This window comes from Enterobacter sp. JS8-1 (assembly GCF_049187015.1).
Lineage (GTDB): Bacteria > Pseudomonadota > Gammaproteobacteria > Enterobacterales > Enterobacteriaceae > Enterobacter > Enterobacter mori.
In genome coordinates, this window is sequence record NZ_CP185807.1 from 34,472 (window position 1) to 57,681 (window position 23,210).

At 53.3% G+C, this 23,210-nt stretch carries 14 protein-coding genes and 2 pseudogenes; 10 read left to right on the forward strand and 6 right to left on the reverse strand.

The features are described 5' to 3' along the window. Positions 1 to 10: 10 nt before the first annotated feature. The 10 genes and pseudogenes from ACOQH0_RS24245 to ACOQH0_RS24290 form a co-directional block, all read left to right on the forward strand. The gene (locus ACOQH0_RS24245) at positions 11 to 607 is read left to right on the forward strand and encodes a hypothetical protein (RefSeq protein ID WP_049019365.1); all 597 of its coding nucleotides are present in this window, start codon (positions 11 to 13) and stop codon (positions 605 to 607) included. Between the two features lie 182 nt (positions 608 to 789). After that, positions 790 to 1,521 carry a conjugal transfer complement resistance protein TraT gene (gene traT / locus ACOQH0_RS24250; RefSeq protein WP_127849929.1) on the forward strand — a complete coding sequence of 244 codons (732 nt, stop codon included), beginning with the start codon at positions 790 to 792 and terminating at the stop codon, positions 1,519 to 1,521. A 190-nt stretch (positions 1,522 to 1,711) separates the two neighbouring features. Then, the gene (locus tag ACOQH0_RS24255; protein ID WP_333156185.1) at positions 1,712 to 2,023 is read left to right on the forward strand and encodes a hypothetical protein; all 312 of its coding nucleotides are present in this window, start codon (positions 1,712 to 1,714) and stop codon (positions 2,021 to 2,023) included. A gap of 114 nt (positions 2,024 to 2,137) precedes the next feature. Further along, entirely contained in the window at positions 2,138 to 4,705 is a 2,568-nt protein-coding gene (traD, locus tag ACOQH0_RS24260; RefSeq protein ID WP_421512524.1) for a type IV conjugative transfer system coupling protein TraD, read from the forward strand. Next, positions 4,702 to 10,125 carry a conjugative transfer relaxase/helicase TraI gene (gene traI / locus ACOQH0_RS24265; protein WP_421512525.1) on the forward strand — a complete coding sequence of 1,808 codons (5,424 nt, stop codon included), beginning with the start codon at positions 4,702 to 4,704 and terminating at the stop codon, positions 10,123 to 10,125. The genes traD and traI overlap by 4 nt, the downstream gene beginning before the upstream one ends. A gap of 28 nt (positions 10,126 to 10,153) precedes the next feature. After that, on the forward strand, positions 10,154 to 10,942 hold the full coding sequence (locus tag ACOQH0_RS24270; protein WP_221696971.1) for a DsbA family protein: 789 nt from the start codon (positions 10,154 to 10,156) through the stop codon (positions 10,940 to 10,942). Positions 10,943 to 11,522: 580 nt separating this feature from the next. Next, complete coding sequence (gene repA / locus ACOQH0_RS24275; RefSeq protein ID WP_421512489.1) at positions 11,523 to 12,536, forward strand: plasmid replication initiator RepA; 1,014 nt, start codon at positions 11,523 to 11,525, stop codon at positions 12,534 to 12,536. A 948-nt stretch (positions 12,537 to 13,484) separates the two neighbouring features. Continuing rightward, positions 13,485 to 14,173 (forward strand): annotated as a pseudogene (locus ACOQH0_RS24280) (IS3 family transposase); the annotation flags it as partial. A 673-nt stretch (positions 14,174 to 14,846) separates the two neighbouring features. After that, positions 14,847 to 16,355: a group II intron reverse transcriptase/maturase gene (gene ltrA, locus ACOQH0_RS24285; RefSeq protein WP_421512326.1), complete on the forward strand. Its 1,509-nt coding sequence runs from the start codon at positions 14,847 to 14,849 to the stop codon at positions 16,353 to 16,355. Positions 16,356 to 16,435: 80 nt separating this feature from the next. Then, positions 16,436 to 16,925 (forward strand): annotated as a pseudogene (locus ACOQH0_RS24290) (IS3 family transposase); the annotation flags it as partial. 321 nt (positions 16,926 to 17,246) lie between these two features. Here the strand turns inward: ACOQH0_RS24290 and ACOQH0_RS24295 are convergent. Genes ACOQH0_RS24295 through ACOQH0_RS24320 form a run of 6 tightly spaced genes read right to left on the reverse strand, consistent with a single transcriptional unit; the run spans position 17,247 to position 23,166 of the window. Then, positions 17,247 to 17,855: a LuxR C-terminal-related transcriptional regulator gene (locus ACOQH0_RS24295; RefSeq protein WP_421512490.1), complete on the reverse strand. Its 609-nt coding sequence runs from the start codon at positions 17,853 to 17,855 to the stop codon at positions 17,247 to 17,249. A gap of 2 nt (positions 17,856 to 17,857) precedes the next feature. Beyond that, the gene (locus ACOQH0_RS24300; RefSeq protein ID WP_421512491.1) at positions 17,858 to 18,529 is read right to left on the reverse strand and encodes an EAL domain-containing protein; all 672 of its coding nucleotides are present in this window, start codon (positions 18,527 to 18,529) and stop codon (positions 17,858 to 17,860) included. 38 nt (positions 18,530 to 18,567) lie between these two features. Beyond that, the gene (locus ACOQH0_RS24305; RefSeq protein WP_421512492.1) at positions 18,568 to 19,077 is read right to left on the reverse strand and encodes a fimbrial protein; all 510 of its coding nucleotides are present in this window, start codon (positions 19,075 to 19,077) and stop codon (positions 18,568 to 18,570) included. Between the two features lie 43 nt (positions 19,078 to 19,120). Beyond that, entirely contained in the window at positions 19,121 to 19,636 is a 516-nt protein-coding gene (locus tag ACOQH0_RS24310) for a fimbrial protein (RefSeq protein ID WP_421512493.1), read from the reverse strand. A gap of 18 nt (positions 19,637 to 19,654) precedes the next feature. Then, a complete protein-coding gene (locus ACOQH0_RS24315) occupies positions 19,655 to 20,623 on the reverse strand; it encodes a fimbrial protein (RefSeq protein WP_421512494.1) in 969 nt (322 codons plus the stop codon). A gap of 11 nt (positions 20,624 to 20,634) precedes the next feature. Then, a complete protein-coding gene (locus ACOQH0_RS24320; protein WP_421512495.1) occupies positions 20,635 to 23,166 on the reverse strand; it encodes a fimbria/pilus outer membrane usher protein in 2,532 nt (843 codons plus the stop codon). Positions 23,167 to 23,210: the final 44 nt, after the last annotated feature.

Here is a 23,210-nt window from a genome sequence, read left to right on the forward strand (position 1 = left end):
AGGAGGGTATATGGCATTCTCAAATGGTGATGCAAAAAAAGAAATTGCTGAGATTATCTCAGGGATTAGTAGTGATGAACGTCCAGTTTCATCACCGAAGAAGGCTTTCCAGATTGTAGCTATATACCCTGTAATTATGATCCTCACAGCCATTCTGATGTGGTTTGCTTATTATGTCAGTCTGATTCAAGCAGGAGATAATAGCGGGCTAGGCTGGAAGTTCTATCTTGAAGCAGCACAGCTCGTTTTAGGGTATGGAGGATGGATATCTATAGGGGCGACAGCTGTTGTAGCAATATTCTTCATACTCATAAATTATTCTACTGTACTGGTATATCTATCTATACCTGAAGATATCAGGAATCGTTCGACATTAATCACTTCCTTAAGGTCCACAGTTAAGAAAATAGCCTTGTACCTATGGGGTAGCGCCACCTTGTTATCTGTCGTAGGGATGATAACTGATTGGGGAGTGTTACTGGCAGGGAGTATTCCAGCAGTTTTATTCATATCAATATTTGTTACTAATGGATATCTTGGAATACAGAGCACTCGTTACGGTCTGGGGCCATTGATGTCAACGGCCAGTAAGATGATGAGTAGATAGGAATGGTCAATATTCTATCTTAAGTAAAATTTAATCTCTGATGAAAATACAGTCCCGGAACTTCACACGTTGCCCGGATTTTTATACCCTCTCGCTGTAAATTAACATTCAAATCAGCCAATAACGTCTCTGTTAGCTATATCTCGCTAACGGGGACGTTTTTCTATGCACAGGATGAATTTATGAAATTAAAACAATTAGCCGTTGTTGGTCTGATCGCGTCGACTCTCGCTCTGTCTGGTTGTGGTGCCATGTCCACAGCGGTGAAGAAACGTAATCTCGATGTCAAAACCCAGATGAGTGAAACAATCTGGCTGGAACCATCATCAGAGAAGACTGTTTATTTGCAGATCCGTAATACCTCTGACAAGGACATGTCTGGTCTGCAGGCACAAATTACAAATGAACTGGCCGCGAAAGGCTACCGCGTTTCCAGCTCTCCGGACTCGGCCTACTACTGGATTCAGGCAAACGTACTGAAAGCCGAAAAGATGGATCTGCGTGATGCGCAGGGATTCCTCAAGACCGGGTATGAAGGTGCGGCAATGGGTGCGGCACTGGGCGCGGGTATTACGGCGTATAACTCGTCGTCAGCTGGCGCAACGCTGGGTGTAGGGCTGGCCACCGGGCTGATTGGTATGGCTGCAGATGCAATGGTTGAAGACGTGAACTACACGATGGTGACCGATCTGCAGATCTCCGAGCGCAGCAAAGCAGCCGTCACGACCGACAATATTGCCGCCCTTAAGCAGGGCACGTCAGGTATTAAGCTGCAGACCAGCACGGAGCAGGGCAATCGAGCTAAATACCAGACTCGCGTGGTATCCAACGCCAACAAGGTGAACCTCAAATTTGAAGAGGCAAAACCTGTCCTGGAAGCGCAGCTGGCCAAGTCCATCGCTGGCATCATGTAATACCCACGGCTGCGGCGATCGTCGCAGCCGTTCTCCCTCACAGCTGATTTTTAACCGTGCTCATTACGGGCAGGGTGCGTCGGTGCTTTCTGTCAGTTACCAGTAATTACGCTTCCTCGCATGACTGCGCCTGGCGCAGCCCTGCCTGCGGCGAGCGTTGCGTCCTTAACTTCAAAGGAGTTCGTCCATCATGATGCATCAGATAAATGAACGTGCAGATTACTCAGCTGAATTCTGGTCGCTTATCCATCTTGAAAGCGAGCTGATGGTAGTGAAGGCCTGGATTAATGTATTTGGTTCACTTCCTGAGGGGCAGGGAATGACCATCATTGCTTGCTGGGCTGGCTATGAATTCACTCTTTATGGTCTGGAACCCCGGGAGTGGCACTCAGCGGCTTATAGGGATGTGGCCACTTCAGTCCGTTCTGTGGCTGCATACATTAATAAACAGGACTGGGAGGACGGGTGCCAGCAGGCCAGATATGAGCTGAGCCTGATGTAATAAACCGGCGCTTTACCCTCGCGATACCACCTTTTACAGCAACCTTTTCAACGTTTCTTCTCTGATAACACACATCACCGCGCAGGTGATGCGATAACGGCCGGACAACACTCTATGAGCTTCGCAGGAAAAAACCTCACCCAGGGCGGGCAGATGACTGCCTACCGCTGGCGCATGTTCATTCAGGTGAACAACTGGATAGGATTCTGGATCTTCATCCTGTTCGCCGTGCTGACTACCGCCATTTTTCTCTGGCGAATTCCACAGGAAGCCCTTGATAACGGCTCCCTGTGGTGGTTTGCCAGCATCAACAGCAGTTTTATCGATCTGATGCCGGCAACGGGGACGCCAAAAATTTACGACGTCCACTACTGGTATGCGCCAACCGCGACGATGATGGTGCTCAAAATGACCCTGCCGCAGATCTATACCGACCTGTACATGCAGGAGATGGGCAACCAGTGCCTGACTGAGCTGCAGTGGGCGGCCGGCGCCAGCGGGTTGTTCAGTATGGTGGTGTTTATCGCCGTGACATGGTTTATCGCCAGTATCGGTCGAAAGGAAAGTGAAGACGAATACATTTCCGGGATGCAGCTGACTGACAAGCCTGCTGAAGTGAATAAGCTGCTGCGTAAAAACGGTGAGTTCTCTGACCTTCGCGTGGGTGATCTGCATATGGTCAGGATGGCGGAGGTACTCAATTTCCTGATGCATGGCACTATCGGGGTGGGGAAGTCGACGCTAATACGCTGGTTACTCGACTACATCCGCAAACGTGGTGACCGGGCCATCATCTACGACTCCGGCTGTACCTTCACCGAAACCCACTATAACCCGTCTACCGATATCATCCTTAACGCCCACGACGAGCGCTGTGCCAACTGGCAGATGTGGGGTGAGTGTGTCGACGCGGTCGATTACGACAACCTGGCCGCCAGCCTCATTCCGGTTGAAGGGGATTCAGATCCGTTCTGGGTATCCAGTTCGCGAACTATTTATGCCGACCTTGCAATTCGTATGTCGACGGACCCGGAGCGCAGCATTGAGAAGTTCCTCAAAACCCTGCTGTCCCTCAGCATGAAAAATCTGCGTGACTATCTGGCCAACACGCCCTCAGCCAACCTGGTGGAAGAGAAGATCGAGAAAACGGCCATTTCCATTCGCTCAGTGGTAACCAACTACGCCAAAGCCCTTCGCTACCTGCAGGGGCTGGATGACGGAACGAAGCCGCCGTTCACCATTAGAGAGTGGATGACGCAGGAACGCTATGACAGCAGCTGGTTGTTTATTTCAACACAGGCTCGTCACCGCAAGAGTGTACGCCCGCTGATATCGCTGTGGGTATCTCTGGCCACGCTGATGCTGCAGAGCATGGGGGAGAACAGCGACCGCCGCGTATGGTTCATTATCGATGAAGCCCCCAGCCTGCAGCGCATCCCCGAGCTGGCCGAGACGCTTGCCGAGGCGCGTAAGTTTGGTGGATGTTTCGTGCTGGGGATGCAAAACATGGCCCAGCTGGTTCACGTCTACGGCCGCGAGCTGGCCAAAAGTATCTTCGACCTGATGAACACCCGTATGTACGGTCGCTCACCGAGTGCGGAGATGGCCAAAGTGGTGGAAGAGGAGCTGGGCAACCAGCGTAAGCGCAAAATCCGTGAGCAGAACAGCTACGGTCTGGACCAGGTGCGTGATGGTGTGTCCCTCGGTAAGGACGAGGTCAATAACCCCATTGTCGACTACGAGCAGATCATGCGTCTGCCAAACCTCAACTTCTACGTGCGCCTCCCGGGTGAGTATCCGGTTGTTCGTCTGAAGCTGAAATACCGCTCGCTGAAGAAGCGTCAGGCAGGCCTGATCGAGCGCAATATCCGCGATGCACTGAGTCCAGAGCTGGAGAGGGTTATTCAGGAGAACGAGCGCGCAGCTGCAGCTGCAGGTCTGACGTTCCCGACCGGTGATGAAGTGCTGGAGAAGGGGAGCGCGACATCCTCTGCAGATGGCGGTCCAGCTCCGGTTTCTTCTGCAGGGGCATCCGGCTCGCCGGCAACATCGGCCGTCGAAAAACTGGCGCGTGCTCCGGCGGAAGAAAATAAACCTTCGCGCAGCGCTGCACCTGAATGTAAGCCAGTACCAGCCAGGGAGCCCGTCACATCGCGAACAGCGCCTGTGGTTACGCAAGTCGTAACTGAAAATCACAGCACGGTGACAGACCCTGTCACCGAAGACAAAAAAGACAACGTCGTTTCACTTCGACCTTCTTCTCCTTCAGAAAATCGTCAAAAAGAGACTGCGTCCCTTAATCCGGAAATACCTGCAGCACTGCAAAAAATCCGCAGCCGAACCCAGCTGGATGCTCCCTCCGAGCATGAAGCAGCTGGCGCGCTGGGAATGCTGAAACGGCGGCTCAATACCGGAGCCACCTCAGGCGGAGGCGAAGATCAGGCCAGCGAGAATGCGGGCGAATCAATGAACCTGGATATGAAGGTGACGGTACTGCCTGACGGCGGCCTGAGTCTGACGACGGCAGGGAAGTCAGTGACACCGCAGACCCAGGATGAAGCCCACAGCACCCACCGTCAGCTGGCGCAGGAAGAAGAGAACATTTTACTTCACCGTCACGCGGACGACCCGGGTTACGACGAAAACGACCATCACTATTACGACAGAGAGCATGACCTATGATGTCAGTCGCCCCAGTAGCGTCAGCCGGCGAGGCTGCAGGCTACTACAGCAATTCCGATAACTACTATTTTCTGGGCAGCCTGCAGAGCCTCTGGATGGGGGAAGGTGCAAAAGAGCTGGGCCTTGAGGGCAATGTCCGTGGCGATGACCTGACGGCCGTGCTCGAGGGCCGTCTGCCGGACGGCTCACGGCTGGGCAAGGAGGTTAACGGACAGCACGTCCACCGCCCGGGCCATGACCTGACCTTTTCCGCTCCCAAGAGCGTGTCCATTCTGGCGCTCATTGGCAATGATAAAGAAATGGTGGAAGCACATAACCATGCCGTCCGCGTGGCGGCTGGCTATGTGGAGAAGCTCATCTCGGCCCGCGACACGAAAGACGGCGTTACGTCCATTGTACACACCGGCAAGATGGTGGCGGCCGCCTATACGCATGATACCTCGCGCAATCTTGATCCTCAGCTGCACACCCATCTCCTGATTGCCAACATGACGGAGTATGCGGGCAAATGGAAAGCCCTGGCCACGGACTATATCCATAACGCCGGCTTTATCGAAACCGTCATGAAGCACCAGGTCACCCTCGGGAAAATCTATCGCAGCGCGCTGCGCGAGCGGGTTGAAGCGCTCGGCCATGAAGTGGAAGAAGTAGGCAAGCATGGGATGTGGGAGATCAAGGGCGTTCCGGAAGAAGTCAGGGACGAATATTCATCACGGGGCCGGGAAATTCAGGGGGCCGTGGGGGCTGAAGCCACGCTGCGCAGCCGGGATGTGGCCGCCAAAGACACCCGCAGGGCGAAAGTTGACCCTTCTCGGATGCGCCTGATGGAGCGCTGGCTGGGCCAGATGAAGGAGAAGGGATTTGACCTGAAGGCGTATCAGGAGAGCGTGGTGCCGCGTGATGCAGGTCTTCGTGAGACCGCGCCTCAGCCGGAGCGAGATCACCAGGCTAAGCCGGTTCCTGCCGGGCCTGAACAGGCTTCTCTGCAGACGTCGTCCACGGCAGAAAAGAGCGTCGACACACCTGCTCAACCCGCAGAACCGGAGAGCCAGTCCCGTCAGCCAGTACCACAGCAAACTGACACGCTGAGTCACCCGGCACAGACCGTTCCCGAAAAGACGCCGGCGACCAGGAGCTTACCTGCCGTTCAACTGGACACTGAAATACCCCGCCCGGAACTGACTGAGGCTGTCCGGCTGGCCATCTCGCAGCTCAGCGACAGTAAAACGCGCTTCACCTTTGGCGAGCTGATGATGACCACCGCTGAGCTGAGTGAACGGCTGCCGGAGATTAAGGATATTCGTGTGGCCATCGATGCGGCGCTGAAGGACGGCATGATTGTGCCGCTGGACAGTGAGAAAGGGGTTTTCACCTCCCGTATTCACCTGCTGGATGAACTCTCGATCCAGGCGCTGAGTCAGGAGCATCTCAAATCCACAAAAGTCGTCAGTTTCACCCGCCCGGCGCAGTACGCGCCGGCGGCGCTTGAAGTTGTGGAGAAGGACGCCCTGGTTCTGATGAATGCACCGTCAGGCGTGGCGGGCATCCGTGACCTGACCGCGCAGCTGGCCGGTATTGCCGGCGCGAACGGTCGTGACGTGCAGGTGCTGGCCAGCTCTGCCGAGCGCGCCATTTCGCTGGCGAAATCCGACGATTTGCGGGAACGGATTATCAGCCGGCAGCATGTTCTGAGCGGTGATTTCCACCTGAAACCCCAGAGCACGCTGATTATCGAAGGGGCAGAGCGTCTGGGATTAAAGGAGACGCTGGTTCTGCTGGGCGAAGCGCGCGCGCAGGACGCACAGCTGGTCTTTCTCGACAGTGCCGGACGGCAGGCGAACGGTAACGCCATGTCCGTGCTGGAGTCCGCAGGGGTTGCCCGCTCCCGCCGCACGGAGCCTGCGCCCGGGCTTGAGGCCGAAGTGGTCAGTATTCCTAACAAACGCGACCGTTACGAGGCGCTGGCCAACCGGTTTGCAGAGCTGAGCGGAGGAACTGATAACGTCACCGCCGTCGTGGTCGGCAAACGTGAACAGGCGCAGCTGACGGGCCTGGTACGTGAGGCGCTGCAGAACGCAGGGCAGCTGGGGCGTGACGGCGTGGAGATAGAGGCCCGGCAGCCGGTGTGGCTCGACAGCAAAACGCGCCGCATGCCAGGTTCGTACCGTCCCGGCATGGTGCTTGAAGATCGCGCGGACGCAAAAGAGCGTAAGTCCTTTGTGATTGACCGGGTGCATGAGGACACGCGAGTCCTCTCGCTCATCGACGGTGACGGCGTGCTGACCCGGATGAAAATCGGGGATATCAGCGCTGACTGGCGTCTCTTCAGCCGTGAAACCCTCAGCGTGGCCACCGGCGAAAAACTGCTGTCCGTGGCGGGCGACCGCGAGCACAGCCTGAAGGCCAAAGATCGTCTTGAGGTGACCGGGATAAGTGAAAAGGGGATTGAGGTTAAACGGGGGGAAGACACACTGACGCTGCCAAAAGACCAGCCGCTCTATCTGTCACATGCTTACGTAACCGCGCCGGGCGGACGGGATAACGACGCCGGCGTGGTGCTGGCCGCGCTCAACAGCCGCGACATATCGACCCAGACCATGAACTCGCTGGCACAGAGTGGCCACCGGGCGGAAGTGTTCACCGCCGAAGTGCAGGACCGGGCTGAAGCCCGGCTGCAGCGCATGAAGACCAATGCCTCTCCCGTGCAGCTGGTCAGAAACCTGAGCGGTCACCAGGACGTCAGTCAGGCGGTTGATTCACTGCATCACAGCATCCGGACGGACGCGGGTCTGGCCGTGTGGCGTGCCATTAACGACCAGCGCACCGTGGTGATCAGCGAGCTTAAGCTGGCGACGGAAGCGCAGAAATATCATCCCGACCTCGAAGCCATCGGGAATGAAATTGGCGCGATGATTAAAAATGGCGAGCTGTTGTCCGTATCCGCAGGGGGAGAGCCGGTACTGGTGTCCCGGTCCACCTGGGAGATGGAGAAAGCCATTCTGCGCGTGGTGGAGGAAGGGAAAGGTACGCAGCAGCCGTTGCTGGAACAGGTACCGGAGGCCGTGCTGAACGGACTCACCGATGGCCAGAAAAAGTCGACCACCCTGGTGCTGGGTACCACGGATCAGTTTATCGGGATTCAGGGCTATGCCGGCGTGGGGAAAACCACGCAGCTGAAGGCGGTGATATCTGCACTGGAGACCTTACCGGCGGACGTTCGTCCGGTGATGACGGGGCTTGCTCCTACGCACCAGGCGGTGAAAGAAATGAGCGACGTCGGTGTACGGGCGCAGACCATCAAATCCTTTGTCGTTGAGCATGACCAGGCGACGGCCGCAGGCGGGAAACCTGACTATAAAGGACAGGTGTTTCTTATCGATGAATCATCAATGGCAGGCAACCAGGATACGGCGGCATTGTTCCAGGCCATTGCCAGCGGCGGCGGACGTGCAGTCTCGATGGGGGATATCGACCAGTTTGAAGCGGTCGACGTGGGCGCGCCGTTTAAGCTGATGCAGGAGCGAAGCCCGATGGATGTGGCCATCATGAAGGAAATCGTCCGTCAGAAAGACCTGCAGTTGCGCGGCGCCGTTCACGACATCATCGATAACCGGATCGATGCGGCCCTGCAGCGCATTGAAACCCAGCCGGCTGACCGTGTGGCGCGTAGCGCTTCAGCCGCGCTCCCGGAAAGTGCGATTCAGGAAACGGAGACGCCCGTTAACGACATCGTGGCGGACTGGAAGGACCGGACGCCGGAGGCGCGGTCCCGTACGCTCATCATTGCGCAGCTGAACGCCGACCGTAAAGCGATAAATGCCGGCATTCATGCCGCGCTTGCAGCGCGGGGAGAACTGGGGGAGAAGGCCATTAAGGTGCCTGTGCTCGATAAAATCACCCATACGCGCCATGAGTTCAACAAAACAGAGGCCTGGGAAGCAGGGATGGTGGTTAAACGCGGTGACCGCTACCAGGATGTGGTGGCCGTTGACCGTAACGGCAGAACGGTGACGGTACGTGATGAGGAAGGGAAGATTGCTCTGATTTCACCGAAGGAGCTGATCACCGGTGACGTGCAGCTGTTTCGCCGCAGCGAGATGGAAGTCCGTTCCGGCGATCTGCTTAAGTTCACGGCGACCGATCGCGAACAGGGGCAGATGGCCAACCAGCGCTATACGGTGGAGTCGGTCAGCGAGGAGGGGAATATCCGTCTGAAAGGGGAGAACGGTCGCGTCACCATCAATCCGGAGAAGGTCCGGGCGCAGCAGCATATCGACTACGGCTGGGCCGTCACCGGCTACGGCGCACAGGGGGCCAGCAGTGATTATGTCATTGCGCTTGAGGGCACGAAAGACGGACGTAAGGCACTGGCTTCCCGTCGTGCCTTCTACATTTCAGCCTCACGCGTGAAAGAGCACGTCCAGATATACACCGACGGGAAAGCGGACTGGGTTAAGGCGGTAAAAACACCGGAGCGTGATATCAAAACTGCGCACGATGCGCTGGCACCGGAAACGCAGCGCAAACAGGCGAAAGCCATCTGGGCAATGGGGCAGCCGGTGAATAAAACGGCCATCGGTCGCGCCTGGGTGCGCCATCAGGGCATGCAGGATGCGTCACTGACGGCAAAAATCATCCCGGCCACCCGGCGCTTTCCTGAACCGGCGCTGGCGCTGCCGGTGTATGACAACAATGGCAGGAGTGCGGGCCTGGCCCTGGTTTCCCTGGTTTCCAGCCCGGAAGGACGGATGACTCAGGGGGAGACACGAATGGTCATGACAGAGCGTGCCCGTGGCGCCGTGCTGCAGCGTAGTCAGTCCGGAAACACGATAGTGGCCAGCGACCTGACGGCTGCACTCGATGCAGTACGAAATCATCCAAAGGACGGCGTGGTCTGGCAGACCGGTGATGAACCGCCTTCAGCATGGCTGCTTAAGGTAAGCGGTGGGACAAAACAGGATGTGTCACCGGGTATTGTCTCCACGCTGACGGACGAACAGAACGTACAGCAGCTGCGCGAGCAAATGCTGGCAGACCAGGTTCGCAATGAAGAAGCCGGACGGAGCAGGCAGCCGGAGTCGTTGCTGGCGGAAGTTCCACAGGAAGAGGTGATCAGACTGAAACCGGAAGACATTAACCCGCGTAAACCGGAACCACTCAACCCGGATGCGGATGTGATCGCCAGGGTCAGAGGTGAGGAAAACACCGATGGACAGGAAATAAAAGCCGCTGCAGGCGTCCGAAGCGAGCTGGAAGGTGCTGACAAGACCGCTGGTGAACAGTCGCGGGCATCGCGTGTGATTGCAGATCTGGCAAACGCTGAACGAGACATGCTCAGGGCGGCAGAAAATACTGAACGCGGCCGCATGCCGGAGCGTGAAGAACAGACCCTCACCCGAACCATTCAGAAAGAACGTTAATCCCCCTTTTAATCATGAGAATCAGGCTATGAAAGCAAACAAATTAGCAGCATTAATAGTTACAACATACATTGGCTTTATTTCAATGGCACACGCTTCGGCCCCTCAGCCCTTATTCAGCCCGGAGCAGGAGGCACGTATCGGCGAAATCGCTGCTGACTACCTGGTGTCGCACCCGGAGATACTGGTGACGGTCAGTCGTAAGCTGCAGGAACAGCAGGAGACACGTAAGCAGAAGATGTTTGCACTCAGCGTGATGGAGAATCAGGCGAACCTTTTGCATGATCCGGACACCCCGGCTTACGGGCCTGATAATGCAAAGGTCGCTGTGATTGAATTCTTTGATTACCAGTGCGTGTTCTGCAGCCGCTTCGCGCCGGAGCTGGAGAAGGTCATGAAAGCGCAGCCGGACGTCCGCTACCTCTTTAAGGAGTGGCCAATATTTGGTGGACGCTGGGAAGCTTCACTTCAGGCTGCGCAGCAGGGGCTGACGGTCTGGCAAAAGAAAGGGCCGCAGGCCTATGTCACCTATCACAATGCCATCTACGCCACCGGCCATAATGAAGGCAAGCTGACGGCGGAGGATATACTCGCGGCAGCGTCAAAGGCAGGGCTGGCCGCCTCTGTGCCGGGCGACCATACCGCGTCCCTTGAGAAAAACAGTAACCTGGCAGAGGAACTGGGGCTCACCGGAACGCCGGGGATCGTCGTCATGCCCGTTAGCGGGGCGACTCCCGACACCATCACGGTTTTCCCGGAAGCCGTAACCGCTGAAAGACTCCAGGCAGCAATCCGGAAAGCCACCAGAGTGAAATGATCCTCAGTCCGAAGAACGTCTCCCGCCAGAGACTGTTTTTCATGTTCCGCGCGTAATTGCCATCTTCCCGTTCCGTTCTCCTGCGCTTCCTCGATCAGGCCTGCCGGCCTGATACTGCGGCGAGCGCTGCCGGTTATAGTCCCTTAAGGATAATTAGCATGCAAACTACGGACGGTTATCTGGTCTAACATCTGGAAAAATTACTGACGAGAAGGTAGTATTCGGATCGTCAGCGATCGTCTTGTGGTGGGACAGATTGTTGATTCAGATTACTTTTGTGACCTAACTCAAACTGACGGTTTGACTGCTTTGTGGTGAGGCAGGCGGGTGGCAGAAGATGGTTTTACGGAAGAAATGCGGACTTCCGGAAACAAACAAGGACAGGACGTGTCCAGTAAAACGTTCAGGAGCAGGTTACGGGATTTCCCGGAGCCTGAATGCACAAACCCCCCGATAACTGTCATCATCTTGGCGGAAGACACAGGTATCAGGGGGTCCAAAAGCAGGCGCGTTGCCTGTGAAGGATTATAACGCATGCACCATAGAAAACAACACCCGGCCGCCATAAGAACAGGCCGCCGTGAATGACAATCAGATTTCTGTTCACTGGTCAGATCTACCGAAAGATGAGCTAACCCGTTTCTGGCAGAATGTCGATGCCGGCACTCAGGATAATTTCCTCATTGCACCGGTCAAAAAACTGACCCGCCGCAAACGCGGTGAGCATTCCACAAAAGCCAAATGTGAGAACCCGGCCTGGTATCGCCCGGAGCATTATAAAAAGCTCTCCGGACAGCTCGGTCATGCCTACAATCGCCTTGTGAAAAAAGACAATGAAACCGGGCAGGTCAGCCTGCGCATGCATGTTTCTCGTCACCCTCTCTATGTCGCCGGCCGCCGTAAGGCGGGACGTAAATATGGCTTCCGTCCGGAACGTCAGCGCCTGCTCGATGCGCTCTGGCCAGTGCTCATCAGCTTCTGTGATGCCGGCAAGCATACCGTCGGCATGTGTATCTCCCGTCTTGCAAAAGAACTCAGTGCAAAGGACGCAAAAGGCAATGTCATTCCTGAAACAGAGGTGACGGTGTCACGCCTTTCACGGCTTATTGAGGAACAGGTACGGTTTGGCGTTCTGGGTCTCGCGGAAGAACGCGCCTGGGACCGTGTATCCCGCACCTGGCTGCCAACGTATGTCTATATCACCCCTGTGGGATTCCAGATGCTGGGCGTCGATATGGACAAGCTGTTTAAAGAACAGGAGAAGAAGCTCCGTCAGAGCTCCGAGCGTGAGCAGCTGATCCGGGAAGGGGTGATGAGCGAACATGATGATGTTCAGGCCCACTCTGCGCGGAAATGCTGGTCTGGCCGTAAGCGTCGGGAGGCACTCGTTTACCGCCGCAAAAAAGGCGCGGAGCGTAAACGTGCCAACAATCTGATTAAGCTGCCGGCAGATGAACGACTCCATGCAATGTCTGAATGGATTTACCGCACCCTGCCGCCTGATGAAGCGTACTGGTGCACATCTGAGCGCCTGAAGGCTCTGGCCATCCAGCATCTTTACCAGCTGGATCTGGCGCTTTCTCCACCGGACTAGTCACAGACGACACAACAGTCTTCTTGTTTACAGCCCCCTCACCGGGGCTTTTCGTGCTTGTTTTTTTCGGCCACTCTGCTCATTTTTCATCCTTCACTCCTTTCTTCTTCCGGTCACCATGACGTTCTGCCGGTCGTTATGGCCCGCAATGGCCACAGTCTCTTTTTTTTACACAGAAATCCGCAAACGAATAAGTGAAGTAACCCGGAAATGAATAAAAGACATTCCGCAAAACACTCTTACTTCACCTTTTTTATCTCTCTGTTCATTACATTCCAGAGTAGATCTTTGTCTTCGGCCACTCTGTGGATAACGTAAAATGCCTTCGCATGCAGCGGCCTCACGGCCGCGCGCTCAGAAGGAAATCAAAAGTACCTCCCGTCGCAAGCGCCGGGCCCCGTTCTCGCCAGAACCAGGCGCCGCATACATACCTGACCCCTGCTAAACCGACGCCGCCCCGGCCCGAAGGGCCGGAACACCCTCGCTTTAAGAGGGATGTTGTAACTAGAAATCAGAGCAGCTGCAGTTAGCGTCGCGGCAAGCCCGCTGTACACGCTCGTAAGCGCCTCACAGCGCTAACGCGGAGATACAGCCCGTCAGCGGCCAGAGGCCTTGACGGACTCACTCCGACCGCGCAAATTTTCATTCTGAAAGCTTTAAGTAGTCATGGCTTTGCAGGGAAAGGGATGGGATTGGCAGAACCTATCAATCCGTAACGGCTGATGCCGGTTACGACGCCCCTCACCAGAATCACCCGGTTCAGCTCCGGCTGGCGTCTCCATGCCGCTTCGCGGCATACATGTTCCATGAGCCCTGATGTTGAAAGTCACTCTGTAGAGGAACTATTCAGACACCTTCATGCATTGAGAGGCAAAATGTAGTGGTTTACTGAATTTGGCCACCTGAACAGAGGTGATATGCTCACCTCAGAACATTACAGGTGCCTCAATGAAAAAAAGAAATTTCAGCGCAGAGTTTAAACGCGAATCCGCTCAACTGGTCCTTGATCAGAACTACACCGTTGCAGCTGCGGCCAGTGCTATGGATGTGGGTCTTTCTACCATGACGTGATGGGTAAAGCAGTTGCGGGATGAACGACAGAGCAAAATACCTAAAGCCTCCCCTATAACCCCGGAACAGATTGAAATACGTGAGCTGAAGAAAAAGCTACAACGCATTGAAATGGAAAACGACATATTAAAAAAGGCTACCGCGCTCTTGATGTCAGACTCCCTGAACAGTTCTCGTTAATCGGGAAACTCAGAGCGCAGTATCCTGTGGTCACACTTTGCCACGTGTTTGGGGTTCATCGAAGCAGCTACAAATACTGGGGAAAAAGCCCCGAAAAGCCAGACGGCAGGCGAGCTGTGTTACGCAGTCAGGTTCTGGAACTGCATAACATCAGCCATGGCTCTGCTGGTGCAAGAAGTATCGCGATTATGGCAACCCTGAGAGGCTTCAAAATGGGACGCTGGCTTGCCGGCAGGCTCATGAAAGAGCTGGGGCTGGTGAGTTGTCAGCAGCCTACCCACCGTTATAAACGTGGTAGTAATGAACATATAGCTATCCCTAATCACCTTGAGCGACAGTTCGCAGTGACAGAGCCTAATCAGGTGTGGTGCGGCGATGTGACGTATAGTGTGCCCGGAGTTCAGGGCGAGCATGGATGCTCAAATGAACCACGAGTCTGTCTGGAATATTGAACCGGTAACTCATGACGAGAAGCCCAACAATCCCACCGGGTGTGACGGTGGTGAACCTGAGCGGCAGTGACCTGCGGCATGCCCGCAGGGTGATGTAACCCGCTGACAACGGGGATTGAGGCGAGATCACTAAACCGAGATGATCCTCAAGGTTGAGTACTGAAAGGCTGAAGAACATGAACCCGTTAATCCGCCTCTGTGGGTTGAAAACGTCACCACGGTCTACGTGATCTGGCAGGCCGTGCAGAAGTAACGGGCAGTGATATGTAAGCACTGTCCGTCGAAGGTGTTTTGACATGTATGCGAAACACCAGGGCAGCAGCGTCTATCACGCTCAGCGTTGCTGACTTCTGCCAACTTGCGGCAAGCAAGGATAAAGAGTGCGACGGGCAGCCTCCTCAGTATGTCTGAGTCCAGGCAGGTAAACCGGGGAAGGTCAGCGACGGATGGTAAGGGGGAATGGCCCCGATGACGCGCTGGCTGGCGGAGCTTCCGTAGTAGTCCGCGATGGGGAAAGCCCATTACATGGCGAAGGGAAGCAGTTTGAATGTGTTTGCGACGTGGATTAACTGACCTAATGAGGTGAAGACCTTTGATAATCAGCGAAATGCAACGCAAGCTTGCCACATGGGCAACAGCCGATCCGTCCCGACGGATTGAACGGTTGCTGCGTCTGATAACACAACCAGAATGGCTGGCTGAGGCGGCGCGGATCACGCTTTCATCAAAGGGGGCGCATACCCCCGGCGTTGATGGTGTGAACAAAACAACGCTACAGGCCAGACTGGCTGCTGAGCTGCAAATACTCAGGGATGAACTTCTCTCGGGTGTCTATCAACCCCTGCCAGCCAGACGGGTTTACATCCCTAAAAGCAACGGCAAACAGCGACCTCTGGGTATCCCCGCGTTGCGGGATCGTATTGTTCAGCGGGCCATGTTGATGGCGATGGAGCCGATATGGGAGAGTGATTTTCATCCACTTTCGTATGGCTTCCGGCCTGAACGTAGCGTCCACCATGCGATCCGCACAGTGAAACTACAACTCACCGATTGTGGGGAAACACGGGGTCGATGGGTGATTGAAGGCGATCTGTCCAGTTACTTCGACACCGTACATCATCGACTGCTGATGAAGGCTGTCCGCCGCAGGATCAGTGACGCTCGCTTTATGAGCCTGTTGTGGAAAACCATCAAGGCCGGGCACATTGATGTCGGTCTCTTTCGGGCGGCCAGCGAAGGCGTACCGCAGGGTGGCGTAATATCGCCGCTGCTGTCGAATATCATGCTCAATGAGTTCGATCAGTATCTGCATACGCGCTACCTGAGCGGGAAAGCCCGAAAGGATCGCTGGTACTGGAATAACAGCATCCAGCGAGGCCGAAGCACCGCAGTCAGAGAAAACTGGCAATGGAAACCCGCTGTAGCGTACTGCCGGTATGCCGATGACTTCGTGCTTATCGTCAAAGGCACCAAAGCACAGGCAGAAGCCATCAGGGAGGAGTGTCGGGGTGTGCTTGAAGACAGCCTGAAACTCAGGCTGAACATGGATAAGACTAAAATCACCCATGTAAACGACGGTTTTATCTTTCTGGGTCATAGGATCATTCGCAAACGCAGTCGTTACGGCGATATGCGGGTGGTCTCGACGATCCCGAAGGAGAAAGCCAGAAACTTCGCCGCATCGCTGACGGCATTGTTATCAGGCAATTATAGTGAAAGCAAAGTCGATATGTCTGAACAACTCAATCGGAAACTGAAAGGCTGGGCCGCGTTCTACCAGTTCGTTGATTTTAAGGCCAAAGTCTTCAGTTATATCGATCGAGTGGTGTTCTGGAAGCTGGCTCACTGGCTGGCCCGCAAATACCGTACAGGTATCGCTTCCCTGATGAGGTGGTGGTGTAAATCACCGAAACCGGGTCAGAGCAAAACGTGGGTTTTATTTGGTAAAACCAATCACGGCAAGCTCAGCGGTGAAGTGCTGTACCGGTTGGTGGGGCAAGGCAAGAAGCTGTTCCGCTGGCGTCTGCCTGAGGGAAATCCCTATCTGAGGACGGAGGCCAGAAACACATATACATCGCGTTTTACTGAAGTGGCAATGGCGTTCGCCAGCGTTTAAACGGAGAGCCGGATGCGCTGAAAGGTGCACGTCCGGTTCGGAGAGGAGAGGCAGGGAAATAGTCCGACTACGCTCTGCCTCTTACTCTACTCTGGACAGGTAAACGTTGGGCTTACCTCGCTGTTGTTCTCGATCTGTTCGCAAGGAAACCGGTGGGCTGGGCAATGTCATTCTCGCCGGACAGCAAGCTGACCATCAAAGCGCTGGAAATGGCGTGGGAAGCTCGCGGTAAACCAGCCCGGAGTGATGTTCCATAGTGACCAGGGTAGCTACTATACAAGCAGGCAGTTCCGGCAGTTACTGTGGCGTTGCCGGATCAGGCAGAGTATGAGCCGACGTGGAAACTGTTGGGACAACAGCCCCATGGAACGCTTCTTCCGTAGTCTGAAAAACGAGTGGGTGCCAGTGACAGGTTATATAAACTTTAGCGAAGCTGCTCATGCGATCAAAGACTATATCGTCGGGTATTACAGCTCGCTAAGGCCGCATAACTATAACGGTGGATTACCCCCAAACGAATCGGAAAACCGATACTGGAAAAACTCTAAAGCGGTGGCCAGTTTTAGTTGACCACTACACTTATGAAGACATTACTAACATCGGTGTGTATTAATCAACGGGGAGCAGGTCAAAGTTGCACCGTGATATTAATTCATGTTCAACGACTTTTGCTCTGGCCAAATGAATGAAATCGTCAACAATTGAAGGCGGGAATTTGTAACACCGGACATGAGTCATTTTACATAATGACGTTTACGCTACAGTATGGGTAATGCACTTGTAATTGGTAACGTTTATCAAGGAAGAAGGTACACTGAACAATATATGAAGAAGCAAAGATGCTGCTTCATGTGTGGTTCGTAATGAAGAAATATATGGACGTACTCTGCCTTAACTCACTAGTTTTCTGAATCTTTCCTGCATCCTACCAAACAGCGTGCAGAGTTCATAGTCATTTTTTAAACCGAACTTCTTCATCACAATGTATTTATGGGCCATCACAGTTTTATAGGTTACATTCATATCCGCGGCAATCTCATGTATTGAGTTACCCTTGTAAATTCTTTCCAGAATATCCCGTTGCTGGAGAGATAACGTGTAATGTTGACAGCCCCGGCAGTTTATGTACTGAGGTATTGTCTTGCTTACAAGCCAGTTATTCCAGGTAGAAAATATTTTATATCTTGTCATCTCCAGGGTTTCTCGTCGCGTGATATAGACAATATCTTTGAAGCAAAATGGTGACCGATGATGCTGACTCTCATCGACCAGCCCAATAATTATCCCTTTACTCCTGGCGCGCAACTCCGGGAAGCATGTATATCCCTCACCATTACACATAGAAAGAATAATCACATCTGCGTCAGCTATATTTCCAGGTGTGTAGTCGATAATAAACTCGGTTTTTCTTCTAAATATTTGCCAAAAAAGATCTCTAAGGAAGCATTTCATTCCATGGCGAAACATGGTATCAGACTCATTAATCAAAATCTTTAACATTGTTAATCTATAATGTAGTTGATAAATAACTGCTCTTCTTGCCACATATAACCTTGTAGAAAATCACTCCCGCCTTCTTTTGCTATAGTAAAATGCTCGTTATTTTCGACTCCTTCGACCAGTACGAATTTCACGTGCCGGGCACAATGTGTAATAAGTGGGCTTAAAGCAGACGGTTTCAAGAGCACGCTTTTATCAATTTTCACTCCGTCGAATCGCGCCATCTCAACGCTTAAATTATTTGCCTGCTCAGGTAAAATATCATCAAGCCACACCTCAGCGCCCGTAGATTTTATTATTCTGGTATAGCAATAAAAAAAAAGACGTTCCGAACGTGACAGCGAAATGAAGCTCTGAGGATCCTGTACCTCAAGAACAATCCCTTCCCGTAACCACGGCAGGAGTTTTTCAACAGCCTGCAAGGAACACAATAACCTAGCGGGAATGTTTAAATAGTAACGCTTTCGATTGTTCACATGATAGATTAACTTCAGTTGCCACAGTAAAATATTCAGGTAGACGCTGTCAGGCTGGGCAGAAAAATAAACTTCGGTATTAATATTGGGTTGCAATAAACTTAAAACTTCCCATGCTTTAATTTCTTGTTCAGCGACAGAGTAAATAGGCTGAAATCGTATTCCGCACAACGCATTTTCAAGCGGTAAATGATACATAGTGCACCTTTAAAAAGTTTTCCGCTCCAGAGAACATTCTACTGCCAAGTAAAATCGACGTTTATCACAGAACGGAACGTGCCGGCAGTAGCATTTCCCTGTGGCGTAAACATTCTGGCCGACATGGGAAAATGTGCGGATCGGGTGCTGATATCCACATTTTGCTCAAGTATGTAGCCTAGCGCATAGACTGTTGCGTGGTCACTGCTGGCGATACGCAGGGCCATATTGCCGCTTGTACCGCTGTTTTTCCATGCAGTTGCATCCTGGGTATCAGCCGTACCGCTAAGACTGGCCGTAACCTTAGTCGTCCCTGGCGGGCAGTTGGTTAACAGCAGGCCAAAATCCTGCCACTCTGCGCCTTCACCGGCGGTTTGAAGATCCCGGCGTTGCGCAGCGCCTAAATCAACCGTCTTGTTTACCGTGTCGGTATCAACCGTACAGGGGCTGGCAACCACGTTTCCGTTTAACGTCAGCAAGGCATCAGCGAAAGATAGCCATGGCAACATAACCATGAATGCGCCAGCAAACCATTTAGAATTATGCATAAGAAATCTCCGTTGCACTCCGGAAGGCCGGAGCGCATCCAGACTATTGGTATTCAAACGTTGCCGTAACAACAGAGCTAATACTTCCTGGCATTACGCTGCCGTTCTGGGTATAGGCACGTGCACGCAGGTTGTAGGTATAGGCATTACTGGCGATGGTTCCTGAAATCGTTTTGGTATCGCCCAACTGATCGCCTGCCTGACTTTGTACCTGGACTGCCAAGTTTGTTGCAGTGCCGGTATTACGATACATATCTGCAGGGTTAAAGAGATCGGCCGTACCATGCATGGTCATAATGGCTTTCGTAGTTCCAGCGGGACAACTGTTCAGGTTGATATCAAAGTTTACCCAGTTGGTAGCCGAACCTGCTGTTTGCAATGATGACGCCTGGATATTTTGTCCAAGATCAACGGACTTAGTAATACTGTCGCTACTAACCTGACAAGGAGAGGCAACAACGTTTCCGGTGATATTGAGGGTAACGGGGTCGCCTGCCTGAGCAGAGCTATTAATCATAAGAGCCATTGTTACAGCGGATAACACACTTAACATTTTCATTTTATCTTCTCATTGCTATTACTGATAAGTGAGATCTAACGTTGCAGTTGCATTTGCCTTACCAGTGGTAACAGCAGTGTTAGTCTGGTAATAACGCGCGGTAATAGGGAAAGTTTCCGCCCCGCCAGTCGATTGCTTCAGCATAATTCGGCTATTTAATACTAAAGGCGTGCTGTTATATAATAGCTGTACACCTACACCCGTAGCCACATCCGCATTTCCCTGACCGGTTAGTGCTAATACACTGGTGGTGCTTACGTCAGGGTTTTGGGTGCCCTGGAGCATCACATTAATATTGGCTCCGGCATCGCAATTCAGCCCCAAACTTTGGGTATTTTGTGCTCCAGAGGGGATAGTGCCAACTGTTTGTCCAAAATTTGATGCGAGAACATCCCCTATAGGAAACGTTAGATTCGGCGTTGTAATCGAGCAAGCGAGTTGATTAACCTGCGTAGAATTTAAATTATAACTCACTGCTGTAACCCCATCGCCATTCCCATATATACGAGCTAAAAGTCCAGAATTTAAATTACCAGGTATAATATTTCCTGTTTTAACGAAGTCAATTGTTCGCGGACCAAAAGCAGATGAACCTGGACCAAGAAAACTAACAAAAGTCGCTGGACTATCGAAATTACCACCCGCGCTATAAACTCTTACACCAATACCAGCGACGTTAGTCTGATAAACGTGGCTTATATTTGATAATGATGTAAATAGTACCATTCCCATATAAAAACCATCTGCACTTGTTCCTGCAGTACAACTTAATGCCGTACCTGTAGTTGCTGTGGTATAGGTTGCAATAACACTTCCAACAGCTAAGTCGCGTTGAACATTAATAACACCGGGGCTTATTGTTTGACTTTGTGGTGATGCCCCCCCCTGGTTAGTGTAGCAAGCTGCATTCACACTATAACTTATCAACCCCACCAAAGCGACAAACATGGCCCTTATAAATCTAAACATAATGATATTTTCACTCATTATTGGCGCCCTCAATTACAACGCGCATTAATAACTTGAACACCAGTATCTAAGTTATTTTCAGGAAAAGAATAATCCGCACTACATTGCTCAGAAGAATCATTACCCCACTTGACCTGCAATGTCCCGTTCGGACTTAATCCAGTTAAATAAACCTGACCTTTATCACCGACAATAAAACTATTATTCTGTCCCTTCACTGTTGCGATAGCGCCAAAAGGTACGGGTTGCCCAATACGGTGGTTAAGCGTCATTAATACCCGCATACCTACGTTCGCCACATAATCCGCCCTCACTACCGCACCGCGGGTTGGAATCACCGTCTTGTTGGTCAGCTCCAGCTCCACGTCATCCGGCAGCGTATCGGTCATCATGGCTACGTCATTTTTACGGTACGGCGTCAGGTTGCCCACAGCGGTATAACCCCTCCAGTCAGTTTTCGCTCCGCTCTGATTCTGGATACTCACCCCCTTCGCTCCCGGTGCTTTCACCAGCACGTTGGTTTCACCAAGCGGCTGCGAGAAGGTCACACCGTCGGCGTGGGCAATGATCCCGCCCTGCAGACCGTAGTTCAGGCGATCGCTGTCCTTGTCATAGCCGTAACCCGCGGTGACTTCACCGTAAGTGCCTTTGTAATCAACGTTAGTGTTACCGGTATACCCAATACCATCTGTGCCGTAACCCTGTTGCACGTTCCAGTTCAGGGCGTTGTTCTCCAGCGCCGAACCGTTCAGACCCACACTGTGCGTGGTGCCGTTGTTCTTACTATGGTTCATGCTGTAGTTTGCCCAAGTACCCGGCAGTAATTTTTCCAGCGGCACGCTAACGTTCACCGCAATCTGCTGATCCTTATCGTAGCTGATACTGTGACCGTAGGTGTCGGTACTGCCGTTTTTGCTGTAGGAATAAGTAATCCCGTAGCTCACGCTGTTCCAGGTGTTGTTATATCCGGCGCTGTAAGACTCCATGGTCTTCCCGGTATTCCAGTAGTCCTCACGCACCGCGCTCAGCGTCAGCGAACCGTAATTCTGGCCGATGTTCTGGCTCATGGTCAGCTCGGCGCGGTTGCGGCGACGATCCTGCAATGTGCTACCGTCACCGTAAGAGTCAAGAACTTCCTGCATGCCGTAGTAGCCGCTGGTTGAATAGCGATACCCGGCGATGGCGAAGTTGGTGCCCGTCTCAACAAAGTTTTTGCTGTAACGAATACGCCATGACTGGCCGTTGCTCTTCTTTGTTTCCTGTGGTTTTGACCATGCTTGGGTCACGTCGGTGGAGAACGCACCGAAGTCACCCATGTTTTTACCGATACCCGCAGCCAAGGACTGATACTTACTCGACTCCTGAAAACCGTCGTACAGGGTCAGGCCATATGGCAGACCGTAAATTCCGGTCAGCTGGCTGAACGGGGTTTTATCCACGTCGCTGTTGTACGAGCGATACTGCCCGCCGGTCACGGCGTATTTAAAGCGCCCTTCGCGCTGCAGTACCGGCAGTGACGCAAAGGCCACGGTAAAATGCTGCTCGCTGCCGTCACTCTCTTTCACCGTGACGTCGAGATCGCCCGCGCCTCCGGTCGGGTACATGTCGGTTATTTCAAACGCCCCCGGAGCAACGTAGGTCTGATAAATCTGGTAGCCGTTCTGCCGAATCACTACCTGAGCGTTGGTACGGGCAATGCCGCGTACCACTGGGGCATAGCCTTTCAGCGAATCCGGCATCATGTCGTCGTCAGAGGCCAGCTGCACTCCGCGGAACGGAATACTGTCGAACACATCCGCCGGTGAGGAACTGTCACCGGTGGTGAGCTGAGCCTTCAGGGGAACGATCGCCCGCTGGCCATAGGTATAGACCGTATCCCACTTATCATTGCCGTTACCATCACGGCTCCAGGTGGTGTAGTTACGCAGCCGCCACGGACCAATGTTGATCCCCGGACGCAGGTTGGCGTACAGGCTGTTTGTATCGCTGGCGTTGCCGTTACGTGCCCGGTTGTTGGAGCCACTGAGGCTGTAGTTGAGCATCGCGGCGGTGATCCCTTCATCCCACATCTCCGGCGGTACGTAGCCGCGCGCCTGCGGCGACAGCGCCGCCTGCGGAATGCTTATCACTAGACGTTGGGCGCTGAACAGGAACTCCGCGGAGGCCTGCGGGATTGTGTTTAACTTCGCGCATTCGCCACCGGAGGTCAACTCCGGAAACAACTCGGTTTTCACGCCCCAGCTTTTCAGCTGCGCAACGCTCAGGCAGGGCTGAAGCGACGCCTCACCATCGGTGCCTGTCACCACATCGAATTTGATCTCGCGGGTATCGACTACCTGCTCGCCCAGAACAATATCGACGCGGTAGGTGCCGGGCAACTGCGAACCGGACTCAAACGCAGAGAGGTCAGCCCCTTTCATACCCGGGTTATCAAGTTCAATCAGCTCAGGGTTAAAATAATCACGGGCATGAGAGTCATGCACGAGCGCCCCTAAGGCAAATGCGATTAAAAAAGCAACGCGTGTAGGTTTAAAGCGTAATTCCTGCCTATGGCAACTCATTAATTCGTTACTCCAGCGGTACGAAACAGGTGTCCTTTACCCCA

Excerpts from the sequence above, each read along its gene's own strand:
- ACOQH0_RS24310 (WP_421512493.1), bottom strand. The coding sequence starts at position 19,636 with ATGAAAATGTTAAGTGTGTTATCCGCTGTAACAATGGCTCTTATGATT.
- ACOQH0_RS24315 (WP_421512494.1), bottom strand. The coding sequence starts at position 20,623 with ATGAGTGAAAATATCATTATGTTTAGATTTATAAGGGCCATGTTTGTC.
- ACOQH0_RS24320 (WP_421512495.1), bottom strand. The coding sequence starts at position 23,166 with ATGAGTTGCCATAGGCAGGAATTACGCTTTAAACCTACACGCGTTGCT.
- ltrA (WP_421512326.1), top strand. The coding sequence starts at position 14,847 with ATGCAACGCAAGCTTGCCACATGGGCAACAGCCGATCCGTCCCGACGG.
- traI (WP_421512525.1), top strand. The coding sequence starts at position 4,702 with ATGATGTCAGTCGCCCCAGTAGCGTCAGCCGGCGAGGCTGCAGGCTAC.
- ACOQH0_RS24295 (WP_421512490.1), bottom strand. The coding sequence starts at position 17,855 with ATGTTAAAGATTTTGATTAATGAGTCTGATACCATGTTTCGCCATGGA.
- traT (WP_127849929.1), top strand. The coding sequence starts at position 790 with ATGAAATTAAAACAATTAGCCGTTGTTGGTCTGATCGCGTCGACTCTC.
- ACOQH0_RS24245 (WP_049019365.1), top strand. The coding sequence starts at position 11 with ATGGCATTCTCAAATGGTGATGCAAAAAAAGAAATTGCTGAGATTATC.
- ACOQH0_RS24255 (WP_333156185.1), top strand. The coding sequence starts at position 1,712 with ATGATGCATCAGATAAATGAACGTGCAGATTACTCAGCTGAATTCTGG.
- ACOQH0_RS24270 (WP_221696971.1), top strand. The coding sequence starts at position 10,154 with ATGAAAGCAAACAAATTAGCAGCATTAATAGTTACAACATACATTGGC.
- ACOQH0_RS24300 (WP_421512491.1), bottom strand. The coding sequence starts at position 18,529 with ATGTATCATTTACCGCTTGAAAATGCGTTGTGCGGAATACGATTTCAG.
- ACOQH0_RS24305 (WP_421512492.1), bottom strand. The coding sequence starts at position 19,077 with ATGCATAATTCTAAATGGTTTGCTGGCGCATTCATGGTTATGTTGCCA.
- traD (WP_421512524.1), top strand. The coding sequence starts at position 2,138 with ATGAGCTTCGCAGGAAAAAACCTCACCCAGGGCGGGCAGATGACTGCC.